This is a genomic window from Pseudactinotalea sp. HY160, assembly GCF_009372055.1.
Classification (GTDB): Bacteria; Actinomycetota; Actinomycetes; order Actinomycetales; family Beutenbergiaceae; genus HY158.
The window spans coordinates 59,976-80,670 of record NZ_WHMT01000003.1 but is presented as its reverse complement, the minus strand read 5'-3'; the positions used below and the strand labels follow the sequence as shown (position 1 = coordinate 80,670).

Here is a 20,695-nt window from a genome sequence, read left to right as displayed (position 1 = left end):
GCATGCGCACCGTGGTGATCATCCCCACCTATAACGAGCGGGAGGCTCTGCCGATCACGCTCGCCGCGCTGCGCGCGGACGTGCCCGAGGTCGACGTGCTCATCGTCGACGACAACTCCCCGGACGGCACGGGCCGCTGGGCCGACGAGTACGCGGCCGGCGACCCGCGGGTGCAGGTGCTTCACCGCAGCTCCAAGGACGGGCTCGGGCGGGCGTACATCGCGGGCTTCCGCTGGGCGCTCGCGCGGGGGTACGCCTCGATCGTGGAGATGGACGCGGACAGCTCGCATCGCTCGCTCGACCTGCCGGCGCTGCTGCGCGCCGCGGCCGATGGGGCCGACCTCGTGATCGGCTCCCGGTGGGTGCCCGGCGGGGCGGTCGAGAACTGGCCGCTGCACCGGCAGCTCCTCTCGCGCGGGGCGACGACCTACACGCGGCTGGCGATGGGCCTGCCCGTGCGCGATGCCACCGCCGGGTTCCGGGTCTATTCCGCGCGGCAGCTCGGCTCTCTCGACCTCGACGAGGTGGACTCCCAGGGCTACTGCTTCCAGATCGACATGACGTGGCGGGTGTACCGGGCGGGCGGGCGGATCGTCGAGGTGCCGATCACCTTCGTCGAACGCTCCGAGGGCCAGTCGAAGATGTCCGGGGCGATCGTGCGCGAGGCGCTGGTCAAGGTGACCGGCTGGGGTGCGGCCCGACGGTGGCAGCAGCTGCGCGGCCTCGTGCGGCCCGGCGCGCGCTCGGCCTGAGGATCCCGGGCCCCGGTCACGCAAGCGAAGCCGAACGGGGCGCCGCGGTCCGCGGCGCCCCGTTCGGGAATCTGGTGTGGCTCAGGCGCTGCGGCGGCGCAACTGTCCGGAACGGAGCAGGTCGAGGCGCTCGTCGAGCAGCTCCTGCAGTTCGGCGCGGGTACGCCGTTCGAGCAGCATGTCCCAGTGGGTGCGCTGCTTCTTGCCGGGCGCGTCCTCGGGGCGCTGGGCGTCGCGGAGCAGTCCCTCCCCGACCGGGGTCTCCCAGACCGGGGGGATCTCGGCCTCGGCCGAGAAGGGCACCACGACGACACGACCGTCGGGCAGGTCGTAGGTCGCTTCGACCCGGGGAGCGAACTCGACCCCGGACTCCGTCTCGAGACTCTTGGATCCGATGCTGGATCCACGCAGTGAACGTTCGGCCATCGTGTCTCTCCTCTGGCTAGTGCTGGGCGCGGGGTGGCCGCGCGTCGCATGGGGGATAACGCCCGATCATGCAGCGATGTTCCCACGCGGTGGTGAAGGTGCTGTGAACGTCTCGCCCGGAGGCCGTGGCGCGCGTCACCACCCCGGCCTCCATGCAGGCCGCACCCAGGGGATTCCCAGGTGCGCGCGGAGTCGCCGCGGGGGGAAGTGCGGCAGGATGGGCGGCATGCATCGCCTCCAGGAACTCATCATCGCGACGGTCGGTGCGCGGCCCCGGATCGATCCGGCGGCGGAGTTGCGCCGCCGGATCGACTTCCTCCGGGACTACCTCGCGCGCACGGGCCTGGGAGGGTTCGTGCTCGGGATCTCCGGCGGCCAGGATTCGACCCTGGCAGGCCGGCTCGCCCAGCGAGCCGTCACCGAACTGCGTGCGGACGGCGCCCGCGTCGTCTTCGTCGCCGTGCGCCTGCCGTATCGGGTCCAGTTCGACGAGGACGACGCGCAGAAGGCCCTCGACTTCATTCAACCGGATGAAGTGATCACCCTTGACGTCGGCGAGGCGACGGACGCGCTCGTCGCGCAGGGGAGCGCCGCTGGCGCGGCGTGGGGAGACGTCACGCGCGGAAACGTCAAGGCCCGCCTGCGCATGACCGCCCAGTACGCGATCGCGGGGGAGCGCTCGCTCGCGGTGCTCGGCACCGACCACGCCGCGGAGGCGGTCACGGGCTTCTACACCAAGTTCGGGGACGGCGCCGCCGACCTCACCCCGCTCGCCGGCCTGACGAAGCGGCAGGGGCGGGCGCTGCTCGTCGCCGCGGGCAGCCCGGCCGCGCTGTACGAGAAGGTGCCGACGGCCGACCTGCTCGATCAGGACCCGGGCCAGAGCGACGAGGCGAGCCTCGGACTGACCTACGACCAGATCGACGACTACCTCGAGGGCAAGACGATCGAGGAGCGCGCGGCCGCGGACCTCGAGGCGAAGTTCTGGGCCAGCCGGCACAAGCGCCGGCAGCCGATCGGCCCCGACGACACCTGGTGGCGCGAGGCCTGAGGGTGGGCGTTGCGGCGTCGGTCCCTTGACAGTCCGAGTCGTGGCGCTAGGGTGAAAGTGTGCTGGTGGGGGTGGACTCGAGGGAACGTCCACGGCGGCAGACGTAGCAGTCCTGTGCAGATGGGGATCGGTGCAATGGTGGGACTGATCGGCTACGTCATCCTCCTGGCGATCGGAGTGGGATTGTCGGCAGCGGGGTGGGGTGCCGCGGCGGAGGTGTTCGCGCTCGTCGTCATCGGCTCGCTCATCCTGCTGTGCAGCTGGGCGCTGCGCCGCAATCACCGGCAGGGTCGATCCGTGCGCGGCGGTGTCCTGGCGCTCGCCGCCTGCGCCGGTTGCCTCATCATGACCGGTGCCCTGTACGCGGCGGGCCGGCTCGGACTCGGGCTCGCGGTCGCGGCCCTGTCCATCCTTCCGGCGCACCTCCTCAGGAGGGCGATCGAGACGCCGGAGCCCGCATCCGTGTGAAGCGGTCGTCGGCGACCTCGAGGCGACGGGCGGGCCGCCCACCTCGCGGTCGTGCTCAGGCGGGCCCGACGACCCTGGCGAGGGTGGCGGCCAGATCGCCCGGGCGGGTGAACTGCGGCCAGTGGCCCGTCGGCAGGTGAACGATCGTGACGTCGTCCATGCGCGCGAGTTCGGCGGTCGCGGGCTCGCCCGCGGCCATCCACGCGCGGAGCTGCTCGGGCGTGAACTCGCACGAGACGACGGTCGCGGGGATCGTGAAGCGGGCCTCGTCGTGGAGGTCGAGTTCGTCCGAGGCGACCCGGGCCGGGGCCGGGATCGCCCGGGCGCGCAGGTCCGCCCGCAGCTCCTCGGTCAGGTCCACGAGGTCCGCCTCCTCGAAGACGTCCCAGTCGGGCAGCGGGATCACCCCGCCGGTGACCGGCAGGTCGGGGGCGACCCGTGAGCCGGGACCGCCGGGCACGGCGTCGACGTAGACGAGCCGGGCGACGCGTTCCGGGCGAGCGTCCGCGGCCGCGTGGACCACGGCGGCGCCCGCGGAGTGCCCCACGAGCACGACGTCGTCATCGAGCCCGTCGATCAACTCGACCACCGCGGCGATCTGATCGGCGAGGGTGACCTCGCTGCGGCGCCCGTCGTAGCGCCCGGCGCCGGGCAGGGTGACGGGATGGGCATGATGATCGATCACCTCGAGCAGCGGCACCACCCCGGACCAGGAGGAGGCGTCGAGCCAGAGACCGGGAACGAGGAGGATGCGCATGGGGCCAGCGTAGTGACCGGCGGGGCGAAGCGGGCGGCAACCGGATCCCGGTGCGCGCTTGGAGCAGGAGCGGCTTCGTGGAAGGATCGTCGGCGTGGGCGGCGCGGAACAGCAGGAGCGACTCGCCGCACTCGTGCGCCTGCGGCGAGTCCGCGACCGCATCGACCGGGAATACGCCTCCCCGCTCGACGTGCCGACGTTGGCGGCCGGGGAGTTCATGTCCGCGGGGCATTTGAGCCGGGAGTTCCGGCGAGCCTTCGGCGAGTCTCCCTACAGCTATCTCATGACCCGCCGGATCGAGCGGGCGAAGGCGTTGCTGCGCCGCGGCGACGTCACCGTGACCGAGGCGTGCTTCGCCGTCGGCGGCTCCTCCCTGGGAACCTTCAGCACCCGCTTCACCGAGCTCGTCGGGGTCACGCCGAGCGAGTACCGGCGCCGCCACGCCGACGAGACCGCGGGTATCCCCGCCTGCCACGCCAAGCAGGTGAGCCGCCCGATCCGGGACACGTCGGAAATCGAGAAGCGCCGCGACGTCGCACGGCATAGCGTGCAGCCATGACGATCACCATTCACCATGCCTTCCTGCCCCAGACGGACCCGGACGCCGCGATCCGGTTCTACCGCGACGTCCTCGGTTTCGAGGTCCACCGCGACGTCGAGAACGACGGTCTGCACTGGATCACCGTCGGCCCTCCCGGCCGGCCCGAGACCACCATCGTGCTGCATCCGCCCGCGGTCGACCCCGGGCTGACCGAGGACGAGCGGCGCACCGTGCTCGAGCTCATCGCCAAGGGCAGCTACGCCGGGCTCACGCTCGCGACCGACGACCTGGACGGACTGTTCGAGCGGCTCGTCGCCGCGGGGGCCGACATCCTGCAGGAGCCGGCCGATCAGTTCTACGGGGTGCGCGACGCCGCGGTCCGGGACCCGAGCGGCAACCTGCTGCGCATCAACCAGGCCTAGCCCGACCGACCACCGACGCCCGTGCTGAAAGGCGACCATGACGACGTCCGCCCCGTCCGCCCCGTCCACCCGTCCGCTCGCCGACGGCCACGACCTCATCCGAGTCGTCGGCGCGCGCGAGAACAACCTCGCCGACGTCTCGGTGGAGCTGCCCAAGCGGCGCCTGACCGTGTTCACCGGCGTCTCGGGTTCCGGTAAGAGTTCGCTCGTGTTCGCCACGATCGCCGCCGAGTCGCAGCGGATGATCAACGAGACCTACAGCGCGTTCCTGCAGGGCTTCATGGCGAACCGGGCCCGGCCCGACGTGGACGTGCTGGACGGGCTGACGACCGCGATCGTCGTCGACCAGGAACGCATGGGCGCCGATCCGCGCTCGACCGTGGGGACCGTGACCGACACCGCAGCGATGCTGAGAATCCTCTTCAGCCGGCTCGGAACCCCGCATATCGGGTCGCCGCAGGCCTTCTCCTTCAACGTCGCCTCGATCAGCGGGGCGGGGGCGGTGACGTTCGAGAAGGAGGGCAAGAAGGTCAAGGAACGCCGCGACTTCAGCGTCCTCGGCGGCATGTGCGCCCAGTGCGAGGGCCGCGGGCAGGTGAGCGACTTCGACGTGACCGCCCTGTTCGACGCGGACAAGTCCCTCAACGAGGGCGCCCTGACGATCCCCGGCTACAGCATGGACGGCTGGTACGGCCGGATCTTCCGGGGGGCCGGGTTCTTCGATCCGGACACGCCGATCCGGGACTTCTCGACGCGGGAGCTCGACGCCCTGCTGTACTCCGGACCGGTGAAGATCAAGGTCGAGGGCATCAACGTCACCTACGAGGGACTCGTGCCGAAGATCCGCAAGTCGTTCCTGAGCAAGGACCACGACGCGATGCAGCCGCACATCCGCGCGTTCGTCGACCGGGCGATCACGTTCGGCACGTGCCCGGACTGCGGGGGCACCCGGCTGAACGAGACCGCCCGCTCCTCACTCGTCGCCGGGAGGAGCATCGCCGACGTGAGCGGGATGCAGATCTCCGATCTGGCCGAGTGGATCCGCGGGCTCGACGAGCCGTCGGTGGCGCCGCTGCTCGACTCCCTCTCGGCGACCCTCGACTCCTTCGTGGAGATCGGCCTCGGCTACCTCTCCCTCGACCGGCCCGCGGGCACGCTCTCGGGCGGGGAGGCCCAGCGTACGAAGATGATCCGGCACCTCGGCTCGGCCCTGACCGACGTGACCTACGTGTTCGACGAGCCGACGATCGGCCTGCACCCGCACGACATCGAACGCATGAACACCCTCCTGCTGCGGCTGCGGGACAAGGGCAACACCGTGCTCGTGGTCGAGCACAAGCCGGAGATGATCGAGATCGCCGATCACGTGGTCGACCTCGGACCCGGCGCGGGATCGGCCGGCGGGCACATCGTCTACCGCGGCGACGTGGCGGGCCTGCGCGCCTCGGACACCCTGACCGGGAGGCACCTGGACGACCGGGTGGGGCTCAAGGCGGCCGTGCGCACGCCCGCGGGCCGGCTGCCGGTCCGGGGCGCCGCCACCCACAACCTCGCCGGCGTCGACGTCGACATCCCGCTCGGGGTGCTCACCGTGCTCACGGGCGTCGCGGGCTCGGGCAAGAGCTCCCTCGTGGACGGCTCGATCTCGGGCCTGGACGGCGTCGTGACGGTCGACCAGCAGGCGATCCGCGGTTCCCGGCGATCGAATCCGGCCACCTACACGGGCCTGCTCGATCCGATCCGCAAGGCCTTCGCGAAGGCGAACGGCGTCAAGCCCGCGCTGTTCTCCTCCAACTCGGCCGGCGCATGCCCGGTCTGCAACGGCGCCGGCGTGATCTACACCGACCTCGGTGTCATGGCCACGGTCGAATCACCGTGCGAGGAGTGCGGCGGCAAGCGTTTCCAGGCCGAGGTGCTCGACTATCGCATCGCGGGTCGGAACATCGCCGAGGTGCTCGCCCTGCCCGCGGCGGGCGCCCACGAGTTCTTCGCGGGGGAGGGGGCCGTGCCGGCCGCAGCCACGATCGCGCGCCGGCTCGACGAGGTCGGCCTCGGCTACCTCACGCTGGGCCAGCCGCTCACGACCCTCTCGGGCGGGGAGCGGCAGCGCCTCAAGCTCGCCATGCACCTGGGCGAGCGGGGCGGGATCTACGTGCTCGACGAGCCGACGACGGGACTGCACCTGGCCGACGTCGACCACCTGCTCGGGCTGCTCGACCGGCTCGTGGACGCAGGCAAGTCGATCATCGTGATCGAACACCACCAGGCCGTCATGGCCCACGCGGACTGGATCATCGACCTCGGCCCGGGAGCCGGCCACGACGGCGGGCGCGTCGTCTTCGAGGGCACCCCGGCCCAACTCGTGGCGGACCGATCGACACTCACCGGCGAGCACCTGGCGGCCTACGTCGGTCGGTGAACCCGCCGCCCCGATGGGGGACGGATGCACGGACCACCTGGGAGATCTGATACCACAGTGGTACCGTCGAGTGATGGCGATGACACTACGGCTGAGCGCGGAGGACGAGCGTGCGTTGGCGCAGCTCGCCGCCGACGAGGGGATCAGCCGCAACGAGGCGGTCCTGCGAGCGATCCGTGAGGCCGCCGCCCGGAGCGGGCACGAAGGGAGGGTCGCCGAGTTGTCAGAACGCGCGCGCCACCGATACGCGGATGTGCTCGAGCGCCTGGGTCGGTGACCACGCTCCTCACCCTCGAGGATCTCCTCGGCCTCGTCGGTGACCTCCGGGTCGGCCCCGTTCGCGACCTGGGTCTCCTCGCCTCGGCCGCGCACCGGCCGGGCGTACGGCTCTTCGGCGTGGACGCGTACCCCTCCCTCGACCTCAAGGCCGCTGCCCTCCTGCAATCCATCGTCGGCAATCATCCGCTGGTCGACGGCAACAAGCGCCTGGGGTGGCTTGCGACGGTGGTCTTCTACGGGCTCAACCGTGTCGATCTGCAGGCGCCGGACGACGAGGCCTTCGACGCGGTCATGCGGGTCGCCGGTGGTGCTCACGAGCTGGAAGGGATCGCCGCGACGCTCGGGACGTGGCACGGACACTGATCGGGAGCCGGGTGCGCTAATCGAGGCAGAACTCGTTGCCCTCGGGGTCGGCCATGACGATGAAGCCGTTCGAGAGCGGGGGAGCGGGCTCGAACCGCTCGAGTCGGCGTGCTCCGAGCGCGACGAGCCGCGCGCACTCGACCTCGAGCGCGGCCATCCGCTCGGCCCCGGCGAGCCCGGGTGCGGCCCGCACGTCGAGGTGCACGCGGTTCTTCGCCGTCTTGGGCTCGGGCACCCGTTGGAAGAACAGGCGCGGACCGGCGCCGTCCGGGTCCTCGAGCGCCGCTGCGGAGTTGTGCTCCTCCGCCGGCAGGCCCGCCCGGGTGAGGAACTCCTCCCACGCGGCGAGGACGTCCCGCCCCTCCTCGACCTCGACACCCGGGGGTGCCGGAAGCCGGTACCCGAGCACCTCGGCCCAGAAGGTCGAGAGCGCGGCCGGATCGGCGGCGTCGAATGTCACCTGGAATTCTCGGGCCATGGCCGCCTCCTCGATCGGTCAGCGCCGCCGGAGGCGCATCTCCTCAAGGTACTCCGCAATGCGCCCGATGGCCTCCTCGAGCGTCGCCACGTCGGGCAGGGTGACGAGCCGGAAGTGGTCCGGGGCGGGCCAGTTGAAGCCGCGCCCATGGGTCACGAGCAGGTGCTTGGTCCGCAGGAGGTCGATGACGAACTTCTCGTCGTCCTCGATCGGGTAGACCTCGGGATCGAGCCGCGGGAAGCAATACAGCGCACCGTCCGGTCGAACGGAGGAGACGCCCGGAATCTCGTTGAGCAGCCGGTCCGCGAGCATCGACTGGTCGTAGTACCGCCCGCCGGGCACGATGAGTTCCTCGACGGACTGGTAGCCGCCGAGCGCCGTCTGGATCGCGTGCTGACCGGGAACGTTCGCGCACATGCGCATGTTCGCCATGAGGGTGAGGCCCTCGAGGAAGTCCGAGGCGAGATGCTTCGGACCGGAGACGAGCAGCCAGCCCGCGCGGTAGCCGCAGACCCGGTAGGCCTTCGACAGTCCCGAGAACGTCAGGCAGAAGACGTCGTCCGCCGCGAAGGTCGCCGTGTGGTGGTGGCGGGCACCATTGAAGAGGATCTTCTCGTAGATCTCGTCGCTGAAGATCGTCAGGTCGTGGCGGCGGGCGATGTCGACGAGCGCCCGGACCATCTCCTCGCTGTAGACGGCACCGGTCGGGTTGTTCGGGTTGATGAGCACGAGCCCGTGGGTGTTCGGGGTGATCTTCGATTCGATGTCGGCCAGGTCGGGCATCCACCCGTTCACCTCGTCGCACAGGTAGTGCACCGGCGTACCGCCGGCGAGCGAGACGGCCCCCGTCCACAGGGGATAGTCCGGGGCGGGCACGAGGATCTCGTTGCCGGTGTCGACGAAGGTCTGCAGCACCATCGAGATGAGCTCGGAGACGCCGTTGCCGATGAAGACGTCGTCCACGTGCGTATCGGTCAGGCCGTGGGACTGGTAGTACTGCGCCACGGCGGTGCGGGCCGAGAAGATGCCGCGGGAGTCGGAGTACCCCTGCGCCTCGGGCAGGTGGTGCACGACGTCGGCGAGGATCGAGGGGGGAGCATCGAACCCGAACGGGGCGGTGTTGCCGACGTTCAGCTTGAGGATGCGGTGTCCCATGGCCTCGAGGCGCTGGGCCTCCTCGAGGATGGGGCCGCGCACGTCGTAGCGGACGTTCTTCAGCTTCTGACTCTGGATGATCCTGCGCACGGGCCCATCATCGCAGGCCCGGCGGGCGGCGCGCAGCCGTGCCGGGGGAGTGTCGCCGGGGCGCGGCCGCGGGGGAGGGCCTGCCCCCGCGGCCACGGCGACGATCAGGACTCGTCGAGGCCGCCGACCCACCGGGCCGGCTCGAAGGCCTCGAGCCAGAACACGGCGGGGGAGTCGGAGCCGGTGGCCGCGCCGGTCAGGTCCACGCCCTCGGTCCCCAGGAGCGCGCCCGTCACGGGGTCGGCGATGAGCACGCTCACGGTTCCCGTCTCGGGGGAGAGGTAGGCGAGGGTGACGCCGTCGCGGCCGAGGCGATCGGTCGTGGTGCCGAGCGAGTACAGGTCGTCCTGTCGGGCCAGGGAGTCCCAGAACGCCGCGAGCAGGTCCGGCGGCACGGGCCGTGTCCGGACCATCATCGCGAGCGCGTCGGCGAGGCAGTCGATCCGCGCGGCGGCCACCCCCAGGTCGCATGTGTGCGGTCCCCGGGCGTGGGAGACGGCCTCCAGCAGGGGCCCCGGGTCTCGCGGAAGCCGGTCCGCCCGGAGCGCCCCCGCGTCGTGATCGGCGGGCAGCTCGTAGTCGAGGAGCGCCGGACCCGAGAGGTCGACGTCCGGAAGGCTCGTGGAGCCGTCCCGACTCAACGCGGTCCCGCGGACCTCCCGGAAGCGCATGCTCCCGTCCGTCGTACTCGCCCAGGTCCGGCGTTCGACGGGGGCGACGACGAGGCGGGTCCGCTCGTCCTCGTGGACGGCCTCGAGTGCCCAGTACGCGGACTCGACGAGGGAGACGTCACCGGCGTGCTCGGCGACCGGCGTGGCCGCGGCGACGGCCGCCAGGTCCGCGGCCACGGGTGCTCCGGAGGGAGCGCTGCCGTCCGCGACCGACCCGATCGCCGAGGCCGAGTAGGTGAGCATCGGCGGCGTGGCCGCCTGCGCCGGTGTCGGGCGCAGCGCCGGAGCGAGGATGAGCGCGCCCACGGCGACGGCGGCGGCGGCCCCGGCCAGCAGCAGCGGCCGCGGCCGGACTCGCCGCCCCGCCCGCCGGCGAGTGCCCGTGGGGCGCCGGGGCGGACCGGCGGAGACCCCGTCGTCCCGGATGATCGCCTCGTCGAGGCTCGCGCGGATCCGGGCCAGCGCCGCGCGGTCGCCCTGTGGCCCGGGACGCATCCGCTCGAGCAGGTCCATGGGGTCGGCCGTGGAGTTCATGATGTCCGTCCTTCCGGGAGGAGTCCGTGCAGGGTGTCGATCGATCCGGTGCCGGGGGAGTCGGCGCCGGCCGACCGGGGAATGTCGATCTCTCGCCGGAGCCGGTCCCGGGCGCGGTGCACACGCACCTTGAACGCGCCGAGGGAGCATCCGGCCACGGCCGCGGCCTGCTCGTAGCTCAGTCCGTCCCAGGCGATGAGCAGCAGGGCCTCGCGCTGGCGTGGGCCGAGCTGGGCGAGCCCGCGCAGCAGGACGTCCCGTTCGACGACGTGCACGTCGACACCGACCCCGGACGCCGTCGAGCGTTCGAGCCGGGCGAGCTCCGTCTCCAGGGCACGCCGGCGATAGCTGGAGCGTCGCTGGGAGCGGATCGTGTTGCGGGCGACGACGAGCAGCCAGGGCAGCGGCTCCCCGGGGACGACGGCGAGCCGACGCCACGCGATGAGGAACGTCTCGGCGACGACCTCCTCGGCGAGATCCGGACCGACGTGGCGGATGGCGTATGCGAGCACGCGGCCGCTGCACTCGTCCCACAGGTGCGCGAACCGCTGCGCCTCGGGCCGACCGGTCATGTCGGGTGTCGGTTGCTCATCCGTGCTCATATTAGGGAATGGCCGCCCGAGCCCGAAAGTTACCGGGCACGGCGAATTCCCTCGCGGTGGGAGAGCGCTGCCGGCGGGTCGAGGAGCTCGCAGGATGCCTGGCGTATGCGGGACCGAGCATCTCGCTCGAGGAGATGGACTCCGCGATCGCCGCGGGAGCGCGCGGAACGCAATGATCGGAGTGGACACGAACGTTCTGGTTCGGTTCCTCGTTCAGGACGAGCCGGAGCAGGGCAGACGTGCGCTCGCGCTGTTCACGCGGATGACGGTGAACGATCCGGGCTATGTCACGACCGTCGTGCTCGCGGAGGCCTACTGGGTGCTCACGCGGGCCTACCGACTCGCGCCGGCCGATGTTCTGACCGCCCTGAGTGAGTTGCTCGACCGGGACGGCGTCGAGATCCAGGACCGCGAGGTCGTGCGGCAGGCGTTGGCACTGGCCTCGACCGGCGCTCAGTTCCCGGACGCCATGATCGCGGCGCACTGCGCAGCGCGTGGCTGCCATGAGGTCGCGAGTTTCGACCGGGCGGCACAGGCGCACCTTGGCTTCGTGGCGCCCTGAGGCTCGTCGACGTCCGATCATCCAACTCCGATAATGTGCATTATGTCATTTGTGGTGTCACGCTCGAACGTCCGCGCTCGGTTCCGGCCGGCTGATCCGGCTTGCGTCCGGTTCCCTGGTCACCGCCGGTTCCCTGGTCACCGCAGGAGCTGCTCGGGTGTGTGCCGGCGGACGTCGAAGCGGGAGAAGTCGTTGTCGTAGCTGACGATGCTCGCGCGGTGCTCGACCGCGAGCGCGGCGAGGTGCGCGTCGTTGACGAGGTTGCCCGCAGTGCCGAGCTCGTCGAGCAACGAGGACAGGATGCCGAGATGCCGCTCGCCGGGATGGAGGATGCGGCCGCCCGGTGCCGAGATCCAGTCGTCGACCTGCGCGAACGCCTCCGCGCTCGACAGCGGCGCACTGAAGATTCCGGGCCGGGTCGACAGCCGCACGAACGCCACGATCGCGATCCAGCCGAAGCCGACCGTATCCTCCCCCGCGAGCGCTCGTTCGAGCCACTCCAGGGCGGAGGCGTGGTTCCTGGCGTCCTCGTTCACCGCGTACAGCAGAACGTTCGCGTCGACCACCCTCACGTGCCCACCTGCAGGCGCCGGATCAGTTCGTCGTCCTCGAGCGTGCCGGCCAGGCTCAACGCGCGATCCAGGTCCACGGACGGCGCGCCCATGCGCCGCGTTCGAGTGATCCTCCCCCGCTTCGGCGCCTTCGAGGGGTCCCCCGCACGAATGGCGTCGTTCAACGCTCGCTTGAACGAGACTCCACGCTCGGCCATGAGCCGGCGCACCAACGCCTCGGTGTCGGCGTCCAACGTGACCGTCGTGCGCATTCTGACAGCATAGCATCACTCGGTTTGATGGGTCGCTGTCGCGATTCGAGTGGGTCGACTCCCATCCATCCCACCGGCGGGCCACCTCGCCGCGGTGCGGCGCAACGATCGGCATCATGGATGTGACGAGAGCCCACCTGCCGGAGACGTACCGGGTGAGAGCACGCCCGTCCCCTACTCCCCGGTGGTCGCCCATGTCCGATGAAGAACGGTTCAATCGCCTGTACGCGGCGCACCGCGCCGATCTCGAACGATTCGTCTACCGGCGCGTGCCCCCGTCACACGTCGAGGACGTCGTGGCCGAGACGTTCCTGACCGCCTGGCGCCGCCTGGACGACGCGCCCGCGGAGCCGCGGCCCTGGCTGTTCGGCATCGCCCGAAACGTGCTGCTGCGCAGCATCCGCACGGCAGGCCGCTGGAACTCCCTCCAGGTGCGACTCGCCGCCGAACCCACCGGTCCGAGTGAGGAACTGGCCGGAACCGTGGCCACCCGCACCGACCTGACCCGCGCCTGGGCCAGGCTCACCCCCGGCGAGCAGGAGGTGCTCGCGCTGGTGGCCTGGGACGGGCTGAGTCCGAAGGAGGCGGCCGGCGTGCTCGGCTGCCAGACCGGGACCTTCCGCATGCGCCTGCTGCGCGCCCGCCGCCACCTCCTCCACCTGCTCGAACGCCTCCCCGACCCCGGCCCGCTCCGCGCCGAGCCGCTCCCCAAAGGAGTCCTCTCATGATCACCAGCGACAGCACCCTCCTTCGCGACCTCGCCGACCTCGACCCGGCGGCCGGCTGGACCGGCACGGACCCCGCCACCGCTGACCGGACCCGCGCGCGGATCCACGCGCAGTACCGCGCCGACAACACGACGGAGCCAGCGCCCGGCGCTGTCCCGAGGCGGCACACCGGCCGGCGGCTCGTGCTCACCGGAGCGGCCGCGGTGCTCGTGCTCGGCCTCGTCGGCGTGCTCCCGAGCCTCGTCGACGGCGGCCTGACGACTCCCCCGGCCGCGGCTATCCCGATGCTCGACTTCGAGCAGCCCGACGGGGTCCCCGCCGGCGCCGAACTCGCCCGGCTCGCCGCCGACCTGCGGGCCGCGCCCGCGGAGCCCGAGACGGACCGGTACTTCTTCAGCCATTGGCGGTCGGTCGGCTACTCCATGGGCGAGACCGAGGTCTCCGACGGCCACTGGGAGGTCGACCGACTCATCCGCCGAGAGTACGACTACTACCGGTGGGGTGACGGGAGCGATGGCTCCGGCGGGGAACTCGCCGTGCGGAACGGCGTGCCGGAACCGGGGAGCGTGTACGGGCCCGGCGAGGAGTGGTCGCCCGCCGGGGCCACAGTTCCGGGCACGGCCGAGGAGCTGCTGGAGAGCACGACTCGCTTCGGCGGTACCGCGGGCCGCTACCCGGGCAACTACCTGCTGAGCGACTATTCCTCGCTGGCACCGCGACTGACCGCCGAGGACCGCGCCACCTATGTCGACGCCTTCGCACTCGCCGGCGACGTCACCTCCTACGGCCAGGCCACCGACCGGCTCGGCCGCGACGGTCTCGCGTTCGGCGCCACGCGGGTCGTCGTCGACGAGGGCACCGAGATTCCGATCGAGATCGTCGTCCTCCTCGACCCGGACACCGGCGTGGTGCTCGAGGAGGACACGATCTTCCCGAACCACCTACCCGGGGCGCCCGCCGTCGTCGAGGAGTACCGGCTCCTCGTCGAGGCCGGCCACCACGACTCCGTGCCACCGTGCGGCGACCAGGCGTGCCCGGGCGTCAAGGGGGCGGGCGCGGTCACCGACTGAGCCCGGCCGGCGGCTGCTCACGCAGCCGTCGCGCCAGGCCGGCGCTGCCGGCGGCCATGATCCGCCCGTGTGCCCAGCGGGCGAGCGGCGCCAGCAGGCGCACGAGCCGACGATCCGAGACGACGCACCACCCGATCCGCATCCTGGTCACCGGGGCGCCGTCGGCGGCATCGGAAGCGGCGGCAGAGTCGGCGGGGTCGGCGGCCCAGAAGCCGCTCCCCCGCAGCTGCCCGCGCACCCCGAACGTCGATCGCCACGGCGGCTCGGATCGGGTCAGTTCGAGGGTGAACCGGAGCCGATAGCCGAGCGGGCTGCGCACGACCACCTGCGCCGCCTGCGGTTCGGCATCCGTCGACGGCGCCGACGACCGGACCGACTCGATCCCGCTCCACCAGTCCGGCCACGCCTCGACCTCGGCGAGCACGCGCCAGACCGCCTCCGCCGGGGCCGGGGCCACCCACGTGGAGACGAAGTGGAACACGCGCGACTCCCCCGCCATCGGTTCCGTGTGTCGATGACCGGACACCGGGCGCGCGGGACTACGGGCGGCGCGGATCGTGGGAGAGCTCCTCGAGCGCGAGCGTCGAATGGGCGTAGGCCCCGCCCGCACGCATCTCCGCGGCGACCCAGATCGCCTCCATGATCTGCTCGTCGCTCGCTCCCCGGCGGCGGGCGAGGCGGGTATGGCCCCGGATGCAGAACGGGCACTGGGTGGTGTGGGCCACCGCGACGGCGATGAGCTGCTTCGTCTGCTCCGACAGGGCGCCGTCGGCGAAGACGGCCGCGGAGAACGCCTCGTACGCCTCGTGCGTGCGCGGCGCGAGCCCCTTGCGCCTGTCCGCGATCTCGGGCGTGGTGGGGTGGTACATGGATTCCGCTGGCATGGCGACCTCCCAGGTCGGCCGGGCGCGCCCACCTGGCGGCTCACCGGCGAGTTCCTTCGGGCGACGCCGGTGCCCGACCCGATATCGACGATACGCCGATCCTCGTCTCCGTTCAGGTGCCGGCGGGGCCACCGGCGGCGATGATGTCCGCATACCAGCGGCCGGAGTCCTTGACGGTGCGCCGGAGCGTGTCGAAGTCGACGTGGACGATCCCGAAGCGGCGGTCGTATCCGAAGGACCACTCGAAGTTGTCGAGCAGCGACCACACGAAGTAGCCGCGCACGTCCGCCCCGCCGGCGCGGGCCCGCTCGACGGCGCCGATGTGCGCCCGCAGGTACGCCTCGCGTTCGACGTCGCGCACCCGTCCGTCCGCGCCCAGCTCGTCCGGATAGGCCGCGCCGTTCTCGGTGACGATGAGCGGCAGCCGCGGGTGCTCGGCGCTCAGCCGCACCAGCACCTCGGTCAGGCCCGCCGGCTCGACCAGCCAGCCCATCTGGGTGCGCTCCCCCGGCGGGTCGAGGAACTCGATGTCGCTCGCACCCACCCAGGGGTTCCCCGCGCCGTGGCCGCCGCCGGCGTCCGGTCGGCGTCCGGGAGCGAAGCGCACGCGGGAGGTCGTGTAGTAGTTGACCCCGAGTGCGTCGAGCCGCTGCCCGATCCGGCGCAGGTCGCCGGCGCGCACGAAGTCGAAGTCGCTCACGTGGGCGACGTCGGCGAGCAGGTCCGGCGGATACCCGTGACCGGTCATCGGGTCGAGGAAGATGCGGTTGCCCACGGCGTCGATCCGGCGGGCGGCGTCCACGTCGCGCGGATCGCCCGGATCGTCCGGGCGCACGACGTGCACGTTGAGCGCGGCCGAGACCGGGGTGTCGTCGCCGAGCACCGATCGGATCGCCTGGGTGGCGAGCCCGTGGGCGAGGTTGAGGTGATGGGCGGCCGCCAGCGCCGCCGCCGGCTCGCTCCGGCCCGGGGCGTGCACGCCCGAGCCGTAGCCGAGGTAGGCCGAACACCACGGCTCGTTGACCGTCGTCCACAGGCTCACCCGGTCGCCGAGCCGGCGGGCGACCTCGCCGGCGTAGTCGGCGAACGCGTAGGCGGTCTCGCGTTCGGGCCAGCCGCCGGCGTCCTCGAGTTCCTGCGGCAGATCCCAGTGGTAGAGCGTGAGTACCGGCTCGATGCCCGCCTCGAGGAGGCCGTCGATGAGCCGGGAGTAGAAGTCGATGCCGAGCGGGTTCACCGGGCCCCGCCCGTGCGGCACGATCCGCGACCACGAGGTGGAGAACCGGTAGGCCTGGAGCCCGAGCGCGGCCATGAGCTCGATGTCGTCGATCAGGCGGTGGTAGTGCCCGGCGGCGACATCGCCGGTCTCCCCGCGCGCGGTCCGCCCGGGAGTGTGGGAGAACGTGTCCCAGATGGAGCGCGTGCGCCCGCCCTCGGCCGCGGCCCCCTCGACCTGGTAGGCGGCCGTCGCGGCGCCCCACAGGAAGGGAGGCCCGGCCCCGGTGGTCACGTCAGGTCACTCGAACGGGGCGGGGTCGCCCGCACCGACGCGGAGCACCTCGGGGGCGTCGTCGATGAACTGGACGACGGTCGTCGGCTCCCCGAAGACGTCACCGGAATCGATCACGGCATCGAGCTCGTGGTCGAGGAGATCCTTGATCTCCCAGCCCTGGGTGAGCGCACCCTCGTGCCCCGGCAGGATGAGCGTGGAGGAGAGGATCGGCTCCCCCAGCTCCTCGAGCAGGGCCTTGACCACGGGGTGCTCGGGGATGCGGACCCCGACGGTCTTCTTCTTCGGGTGGAGGAACTGCCGGGGCACCTCCTTCGTGGCGGGCAGGATGAAGGTGTACTGGCCCGGGGTCGCCGCCCGCACGGCCCGGAAGACCCGGTTGGAGATGTGCACGAACTGGCCGAGCTGGGAGAAGTCGGCGCACACGAGCGTGAAGTCGTGCCGGTCCCCCAGCCCCCGCAGCCGCAGGATCCGCTCCTTGCCGGACTGGTTCCCCAGGGCCGACCCGAGGGCGTACATCGAGTCCGTGGGATAGGCGATCATGCCGCCCTCGCGCAGGATCTCGGCGGCCGCGCGGATGCTCCGCACTTGTGGATTGACGGGATGGACATCGAAGTAGCGTGCCATGAACCAACCCTATCGATCCCGGCGGGCCCGGGGTGGAGAACGCCGCCCCGGGCCCGCCGGCGTGCTCAGGCCTCGTCGACGACGAGCACGAGGTCGCCGCCGTCGACCGGGCGCGAGGTGCCCGCCGGCACCCGCTGCACGGTGCCGGCCACGGGGGTGGTGATCGAGGCCTCCATCTTCATCGCCTCGATCGTCGCGACCGACTGCCCGGCCTCGACCTCCTCGCCGACCTCGACGACGGGGGTCACGGCACCCGCGAACGGGGCCGCGATGTGACCGGGGCGGGACGGGTCGGCCTTCTCGACCGTCTCGGCCGTCACGGTCGCGGAGGAGTCTCGAACCTCGACGGGGCGCAGGTGATTGTTCAGGGTCGCCATGACCGTGCGCATTCCACGGTCGTCCGGCTCGGAGATCGCCTCGAGGTTGATGAGCAGGCGTACGCCGCGGTCGAGGGTGACCACGACCTCCCGCCCGTGGTCGAGCCCGTAGAGGTAGTCGATCGTGTCGATCACGGAGACGTCGCCGTATTCGGTGCGCAGCTGCTCGAAGGCGGCTGCCGGGCCCGGGAACAGCAGCCGGCTCAGGCGGTCGCGGCGCCGGCCGGAGTCGGCGCCGAGCTCGATGAGGTCCTCGTCCGTCAGGTGCGCCGTCGGGCGGGGGCCGGGGCGCCCGGCCAGGGCCCGCGTACGGAACGGCTCGGGCCAGCCGCCGGGGGGCGTGCCGAGCTCGCCGTGCAGGAAGGCGATGACCGAGTCCGGGATGTCGAAGGAGCCGGGATCGGCCTCGAACTCCGCGGGGTCGGCGCCCGTGGCCACGAGGTGGAGGGCGAGATCGCCCACGACCTTCGAGGAGGGCGTCACCTTGACCAGGTGCCCGAGGATGCGGTCGGCCGCCGCGTACATCGACTCGATCTGCTCGAACCGCTCCCCCAGGCCGAGCGCGATCGCCTGCTGGCGCAGGTTCGACAGCTGCCCGCCGGGGATCTCGTGGTCGTACACCCGCCCCGTCGGGGCGCGCAGCCCCTTCTCGAACGGCGCGTAGGCGGTGCGGACCGCCTCCCAATAGGGCTCGAGCTCGGTCACGGCCCGCAGCTCCACCTCGGGTGCCCGCTCGGTGTGTTCGAGCGCGGCCACGAGCGCCGAGGCCGGGACCTGGCTCGTGGTGCCGCCCAGCGGGGCGCTGGCGACGTCGACGGCGTCGACGCCCGCGTCGATCGCGGCGAGGAGAGTGGCGAGCTGGCCGCCGGCGGTGTCGTGGGTGTGCAGGTGCACGGGCAGGTCGAACCGTTCCCGCAACGCGGACACGAGGGTCGCGGCCGCGGGCGGGCGGAGCAGCCCGGCCATGTCCTTGATCGCGAGCACGTGGGCGCCCGCGGCGACGATCCGCTCGGCCAGGCGCAGGTAGTAGTCGAGCGTGTAGAGCCGCTCGCCCGGGTCGGTCAGGTTGCCGGTGTAGCACAGCGCCACCTCGGCCACGGCGTGGGTCTCGCGCACCGCCCGGATCGCCGGGGCCATCTGCTCGACGTCGTTGAGCGCGTCGAAGATCCGGAACAGGTCGATCCCGGTCTCCGCCGCCTCCTTGATGAAGCTGTCGGTCACCTCGGTCGGGTACGGGGTGTAGCCGACGGTGTTGCGCCCGCGCAGGAGCATCTGCAGCGCGATGTTCGGGGCCGCCTCCCGCAGGCGTTCGAGTCGCTGCCACGGGTCCTCCCCGAGGAAGCGCAGCGCGACGTCGTAGGTCGCCCCGCCCCATGCCTCGATCGAGAGCAGGCCGGGGGTCGTGCGGGCCACGTGCGGGGCGACGGCGACCAGGTCGGCCGTGCGCACGCGGGTCGCGAGCAGCGACTGGTGGGCATCGCGGAAGGTCGTGTCCGTGAGCGCGACCGCGGTCTGCTCCCGCAGCCGGCGGGCGAATCCCTCCGCGCCCTCGGCGGCGATGAGCTGGCGGGTTCCGTTCGGCGGGGCGACCGAGAGGTCGACGTCCGGAAGCTTGCTGCCCGGGGCGATGAGGTGGGCCGGGCGGGGCCCGTGCGGCCGGTTGACGGTCACGTCCGCGAGGTAGCGCAGCATCCGGGTGCCGCGGTCGGCGCTCTCCCGGGGGGTGAGCAGCTCGGGCCGTTCCTCGATGAACGAGGTGGCGATGTCACCCGCGAGGAAGGCCTCGTCGTCGAGCACCGCGCGCAGGAACGGGATGTTCGTGCGCACGCCCCGGATGCGGAACTCGGCCAGGGCCCGCCGGGCGCGACGCACCGCCATCGGGAAGAGCGAGCCGCGGCACGTGAGCTTGACGAGCATCGAGTCGAAGTGGCCGGTGATCTCCGCACCGGCGTGGGCGGTCGCCCCGTCGAGACGCACTCCGGCGCCGCCCGGGGAGCGGTAGGCGGTGATCCGCCCCGTGTCGGGCCGGAAGCCGTTCGCGGGATCCTCGGTCGTGATCCGGCACTGCAGGGCGTAGCCGTTGACCCGCAGGTCCTCCTGCCGGATGCCCAGGTCCGCGAGGCTGTCGCCGGCGGCGATACGCATCTGGGCGGCCACGAGATCGACGTCGGTCACCTCCTCGGTCACGGTGTGCTCGACCTGGATGCGCGGGTTCATCTCGATGAACACGTGCCGGCCGGCCCGCTCCCCCGAGGTCTCGAGCAGGAACTCGACCGTGCCCGCGTTCTGGTAGCCGATGGCGCGGGCGAACGCGACCGCGTCGGCGCACAGGGCCGCCCGGATCTCGGGATCGAGGTTCGGCGCGGGCGCCATCTCGATCACCTTCTGGTGGCGGCGCTGGAGGGAACAGTCCCGTTCGAACAGGTGCACGACGTCGCCGTGGGCGTCGGCGAGGATCTGAACCTCGATGTGCCGGGGCCGCTGCACGGCCTGCTCGAGGAAGACCGTCGGGTCGCCGAACGCGCTGCCGGCCTCGTGCATGGCCGCGGTGAGAGCCGCGGGCAGGTCCTCGGGCCGCTCGACGCGGCGCATTCCCCGGCCACCGCCGCCGGCGACGGCCTTGACGAACAGCGGGAATCCGACGTCCGCCGCGGCGGCGACGAGGGCCTCGACGTCGCTGGAGGGCTCGCTCGAGTCGAGCACGGGGATCCCGGCGCGCTGCGCGGCCCGCTTCGCGGCGACCTTGTTGCCGGCCATGTCGAGCACGTCGGCCGGCGGGCCGACGAACGTGATCCCGGCGGCGGCGGCGGCCCGCGCGAGGTCCGGCTGCTCGGAGAGGAAGCCGTAGCCCGGGTAGATGGCGTCGGCCCCGGACTCCCGCGCGACCCGGAGGATCTCGTCGATGTCGAGGTAGGCCCGCACGGGGTGGCCCTCCTGCCCGATGAGGTAGGCCTCGTCGGCCTTGAGTCGGTGTTCCGACGCGCGGTCCTCATGCGGGAAGACCGCGACGGTTCGGGCCCCCAGTTCGTAGGCGGCCCGGAACGCGCGAACAGCGATCTCGGCCCGATTGGCGACCAGCACGGTGGAGAACATGAACCTTCCTCAA

General features: G+C 71.9%; 24 protein-coding genes. 11 read left to right on the top strand and 13 right to left on the bottom strand.

Annotated elements, in window-relative coordinates:
- Nucleotides 1–2 precede the first annotated feature (2 nt).
- A complete protein-coding gene (locus GCG21_RS04670) occupies nucleotides 3–752 on the top strand; it encodes a polyprenol monophosphomannose synthase (protein ID WP_152818120.1) in 750 nt (249 codons plus the stop codon).
- Nucleotides 753–833: 81 nt separating this feature from the next.
- Here the strand turns inward: GCG21_RS04670 and GCG21_RS04665 are convergent, their stop codons facing one another.
- Nucleotides 834–1,178, bottom strand: a complete 345-nt coding sequence (locus GCG21_RS04665; RefSeq protein WP_152818119.1) for an RNA polymerase-binding protein RbpA — start codon at nucleotides 1,176–1,178, stop codon at nucleotides 834–836.
- A gap of 226 nt (nucleotides 1,179–1,404) precedes the next feature.
- Between GCG21_RS04665 and nadE the strand changes: the two genes are divergently transcribed.
- Nucleotides 1,405–2,229 carry an ammonia-dependent NAD(+) synthetase gene (gene nadE, locus GCG21_RS04660; protein WP_152818118.1) on the top strand — a complete coding sequence of 275 codons (825 nt, stop codon included), beginning with the start codon at nucleotides 1,405–1,407 and terminating at the stop codon, nucleotides 2,227–2,229.
- A 135-nt stretch (nucleotides 2,230–2,364) separates the two neighbouring features.
- Nucleotides 2,365–2,697, top strand: a complete 333-nt coding sequence (locus GCG21_RS04655) for a hypothetical protein (protein WP_152818117.1) — start codon at nucleotides 2,365–2,367, stop codon at nucleotides 2,695–2,697.
- 55 nt (nucleotides 2,698–2,752) lie between these two features.
- Here the strand turns inward: GCG21_RS04655 and GCG21_RS04650 are convergent, their stop codons facing one another.
- Nucleotides 2,753–3,454 carry an alpha/beta fold hydrolase gene (locus GCG21_RS04650; RefSeq protein ID WP_152818116.1) on the bottom strand — a complete coding sequence of 234 codons (702 nt, stop codon included), beginning with the start codon at nucleotides 3,452–3,454 and terminating at the stop codon, nucleotides 2,753–2,755.
- A 94-nt stretch (nucleotides 3,455–3,548) separates the two neighbouring features.
- Between GCG21_RS04650 and GCG21_RS04645 the strand changes: the two genes are divergently transcribed.
- The 5 genes from GCG21_RS04645 to GCG21_RS04625 all read left to right on the top strand — a co-directional run bounded on the left by GCG21_RS04645 (nucleotide 3,549) and on the right by GCG21_RS04625 (nucleotide 7,478).
- Nucleotides 3,549–4,013, top strand: coding sequence for a helix-turn-helix transcriptional regulator (locus GCG21_RS04645; protein WP_153877967.1), 465 nt, complete (start codon nucleotides 3,549–3,551; stop codon nucleotides 4,011–4,013).
- The gene (locus GCG21_RS04640) at nucleotides 4,010–4,417 is read left to right on the top strand and encodes a VOC family protein (protein ID WP_152818114.1); all 408 of its coding nucleotides are present in this window, start codon (nucleotides 4,010–4,012) and stop codon (nucleotides 4,415–4,417) included. The genes GCG21_RS04645 and GCG21_RS04640 overlap by 4 nt, the downstream gene beginning before the upstream one ends.
- Before the next feature lie 37 nt (nucleotides 4,418–4,454).
- On the top strand, nucleotides 4,455–6,836 hold the full coding sequence (locus tag GCG21_RS04635; protein WP_152818113.1) for an excinuclease ABC subunit UvrA: 2,382 nt from the start codon (nucleotides 4,455–4,457) through the stop codon (nucleotides 6,834–6,836).
- Between the two features lie 73 nt (nucleotides 6,837–6,909).
- Nucleotides 6,910–7,113, top strand: coding sequence for a DUF1778 domain-containing protein (locus GCG21_RS04630; RefSeq protein ID WP_152818112.1), 204 nt, complete (start codon nucleotides 6,910–6,912; stop codon nucleotides 7,111–7,113).
- A complete protein-coding gene (locus GCG21_RS04625; protein WP_153877970.1) occupies nucleotides 7,110–7,478 on the top strand; it encodes a type II toxin-antitoxin system death-on-curing family toxin in 369 nt (122 codons plus the stop codon). Before GCG21_RS04630 ends, GCG21_RS04625 begins: the two co-directional genes overlap by 4 nt.
- A 16-nt stretch (nucleotides 7,479–7,494) precedes the next feature.
- Here GCG21_RS04625 and GCG21_RS04620 read toward each other — a convergent pair whose 3' ends face one another.
- From GCG21_RS04620 to GCG21_RS04605, 4 genes are all read right to left on the bottom strand, one after another.
- Nucleotides 7,495–7,956 (bottom strand): VOC family protein, encoded by a 462-nt coding sequence (locus tag GCG21_RS04620; protein ID WP_152818111.1) that lies wholly within the window; start codon nucleotides 7,954–7,956, stop codon nucleotides 7,495–7,497.
- Between the two features lie 18 nt (nucleotides 7,957–7,974).
- Complete coding sequence (locus tag GCG21_RS04615) at nucleotides 7,975–9,201, bottom strand: pyridoxal phosphate-dependent aminotransferase (RefSeq protein WP_370517276.1); 1,227 nt, start codon at nucleotides 9,199–9,201, stop codon at nucleotides 7,975–7,977.
- Between the two features lie 104 nt (nucleotides 9,202–9,305).
- Nucleotides 9,306–10,406 carry a hypothetical protein gene (locus GCG21_RS04610; RefSeq protein WP_152818110.1) on the bottom strand — a complete coding sequence of 367 codons (1,101 nt, stop codon included), beginning with the start codon at nucleotides 10,404–10,406 and terminating at the stop codon, nucleotides 9,306–9,308.
- Nucleotides 10,403–11,008: an RNA polymerase sigma factor gene (locus tag GCG21_RS04605; protein WP_227993233.1), complete on the bottom strand. Its 606-nt coding sequence runs from the start codon at nucleotides 11,006–11,008 to the stop codon at nucleotides 10,403–10,405. Before GCG21_RS04605 ends, GCG21_RS04610 begins: the two co-directional genes overlap by 4 nt.
- 172 nt (nucleotides 11,009–11,180) lie before the next feature.
- Here GCG21_RS04605 and GCG21_RS04600 point away from each other — a divergent pair, with 172 nt between their 5' ends.
- On the top strand, nucleotides 11,181–11,570 hold the full coding sequence (locus GCG21_RS04600; RefSeq protein ID WP_152818109.1) for a PIN domain-containing protein: 390 nt from the start codon (nucleotides 11,181–11,183) through the stop codon (nucleotides 11,568–11,570).
- A gap of 137 nt (nucleotides 11,571–11,707) precedes the next feature.
- Here the strand turns inward: GCG21_RS04600 and GCG21_RS04595 are convergent, their stop codons facing one another.
- Nucleotides 11,708–12,142: a type II toxin-antitoxin system VapC family toxin gene (locus GCG21_RS04595; RefSeq protein WP_370517275.1), complete on the bottom strand. Its 435-nt coding sequence runs from the start codon at nucleotides 12,140–12,142 to the stop codon at nucleotides 11,708–11,710.
- A complete protein-coding gene (locus tag GCG21_RS04590) occupies nucleotides 12,139–12,393 on the bottom strand; it encodes an antitoxin (protein WP_152818108.1) in 255 nt (84 codons plus the stop codon). Before GCG21_RS04590 ends, GCG21_RS04595 begins: the two co-directional genes overlap by 4 nt.
- 194 nt (nucleotides 12,394–12,587) lie before the next feature.
- Here GCG21_RS04590 and GCG21_RS04585 point away from each other — a divergent pair, with 194 nt between their 5' ends.
- Both GCG21_RS04585 and GCG21_RS04580 read left to right on the top strand, forming a co-directional pair.
- Nucleotides 12,588–13,121 carry an RNA polymerase sigma factor gene (locus GCG21_RS04585; RefSeq protein WP_194164944.1) on the top strand — a complete coding sequence of 178 codons (534 nt, stop codon included), beginning with the start codon at nucleotides 12,588–12,590 and terminating at the stop codon, nucleotides 13,119–13,121.
- Nucleotides 13,118–14,191: a hypothetical protein gene (locus tag GCG21_RS04580; protein WP_152818106.1), complete on the top strand. Its 1,074-nt coding sequence runs from the start codon at nucleotides 13,118–13,120 to the stop codon at nucleotides 14,189–14,191. Before GCG21_RS04585 ends, GCG21_RS04580 begins: the two co-directional genes overlap by 4 nt.
- On the opposite strand, the gene GCG21_RS04575 is transcribed toward GCG21_RS04580, so the two are convergent.
- From GCG21_RS04575 to GCG21_RS04555, 5 genes are all read right to left on the bottom strand, one after another.
- Nucleotides 14,181–14,672 (bottom strand): SRPBCC family protein, encoded by a 492-nt coding sequence (locus tag GCG21_RS04575; RefSeq protein WP_194164943.1) that lies wholly within the window; start codon nucleotides 14,670–14,672, stop codon nucleotides 14,181–14,183. The genes GCG21_RS04580 and GCG21_RS04575 overlap by 11 nt on opposite strands.
- Before the next feature lie 58 nt (nucleotides 14,673–14,730).
- Nucleotides 14,731–15,075: a carboxymuconolactone decarboxylase family protein gene (locus tag GCG21_RS04570; RefSeq protein WP_152818104.1), complete on the bottom strand. Its 345-nt coding sequence runs from the start codon at nucleotides 15,073–15,075 to the stop codon at nucleotides 14,731–14,733.
- A 112-nt stretch (nucleotides 15,076–15,187) separates the two neighbouring features.
- Nucleotides 15,188–16,585: a GH1 family beta-glucosidase gene (locus tag GCG21_RS04565; protein ID WP_370517274.1), complete on the bottom strand. Its 1,398-nt coding sequence runs from the start codon at nucleotides 16,583–16,585 to the stop codon at nucleotides 15,188–15,190.
- 6 nt (nucleotides 16,586–16,591) lie between these two features.
- A complete protein-coding gene (locus GCG21_RS04560; protein ID WP_152818103.1) occupies nucleotides 16,592–17,212 on the bottom strand; it encodes an L-threonylcarbamoyladenylate synthase in 621 nt (206 codons plus the stop codon).
- Nucleotides 17,213–17,277: 65 nt separating this feature from the next.
- Entirely contained in the window at nucleotides 17,278–20,682 is a 3,405-nt protein-coding gene (locus GCG21_RS04555; protein ID WP_152818102.1) for a pyruvate carboxylase, read from the bottom strand.
- Nucleotides 20,683–20,695 lie beyond the last annotated feature (13 nt).

Excerpts from the sequence above, each read along its gene's own strand:
- nadE (WP_152818118.1), top strand. The coding sequence starts at position 1,405 with ATGCATCGCCTCCAGGAACTCATCATCGCGACGGTCGGTGCGCGGCCC.
- GCG21_RS04670 (WP_152818120.1), top strand. The coding sequence starts at position 3 with ATGCGCACCGTGGTGATCATCCCCACCTATAACGAGCGGGAGGCTCTG.
- GCG21_RS04665 (WP_152818119.1), bottom strand. The coding sequence starts at position 1,178 with ATGGCCGAACGTTCACTGCGTGGATCCAGCATCGGATCCAAGAGTCTC.
- GCG21_RS04605 (WP_227993233.1), bottom strand. The coding sequence starts at position 11,008 with ATGAGCACGGATGAGCAACCGACACCCGACATGACCGGTCGGCCCGAG.
- GCG21_RS04620 (WP_152818111.1), bottom strand. The coding sequence starts at position 7,956 with ATGGCCCGAGAATTCCAGGTGACATTCGACGCCGCCGATCCGGCCGCG.
- GCG21_RS04590 (WP_152818108.1), bottom strand. The coding sequence starts at position 12,393 with ATGCGCACGACGGTCACGTTGGACGCCGACACCGAGGCGTTGGTGCGC.
- GCG21_RS04555 (WP_152818102.1), bottom strand. The coding sequence starts at position 20,682 with ATGTTCTCCACCGTGCTGGTCGCCAATCGGGCCGAGATCGCTGTTCGC.
- GCG21_RS04635 (WP_152818113.1), top strand. The coding sequence starts at position 4,455 with ATGACGACGTCCGCCCCGTCCGCCCCGTCCACCCGTCCGCTCGCCGAC.
- GCG21_RS04585 (WP_194164944.1), top strand. The coding sequence starts at position 12,588 with ATGTCCGATGAAGAACGGTTCAATCGCCTGTACGCGGCGCACCGCGCC.
- GCG21_RS04580 (WP_152818106.1), top strand. The coding sequence starts at position 13,118 with ATGATCACCAGCGACAGCACCCTCCTTCGCGACCTCGCCGACCTCGAC.
- GCG21_RS04600 (WP_152818109.1), top strand. The coding sequence starts at position 11,181 with ATGATCGGAGTGGACACGAACGTTCTGGTTCGGTTCCTCGTTCAGGAC.
- GCG21_RS04640 (WP_152818114.1), top strand. The coding sequence starts at position 4,010 with ATGACGATCACCATTCACCATGCCTTCCTGCCCCAGACGGACCCGGAC.
- GCG21_RS04630 (WP_152818112.1), top strand. The coding sequence starts at position 6,910 with ATGGCGATGACACTACGGCTGAGCGCGGAGGACGAGCGTGCGTTGGCG.
- GCG21_RS04560 (WP_152818103.1), bottom strand. The coding sequence starts at position 17,212 with ATGGCACGCTACTTCGATGTCCATCCCGTCAATCCACAAGTGCGGAGC.
- GCG21_RS04610 (WP_152818110.1), bottom strand. The coding sequence starts at position 10,406 with ATGAACTCCACGGCCGACCCCATGGACCTGCTCGAGCGGATGCGTCCC.
- GCG21_RS04570 (WP_152818104.1), bottom strand. The coding sequence starts at position 15,075 with ATGCCAGCGGAATCCATGTACCACCCCACCACGCCCGAGATCGCGGAC.
- GCG21_RS04655 (WP_152818117.1), top strand. The coding sequence starts at position 2,365 with ATGGTGGGACTGATCGGCTACGTCATCCTCCTGGCGATCGGAGTGGGA.
- GCG21_RS04650 (WP_152818116.1), bottom strand. The coding sequence starts at position 3,454 with ATGCGCATCCTCCTCGTTCCCGGTCTCTGGCTCGACGCCTCCTCCTGG.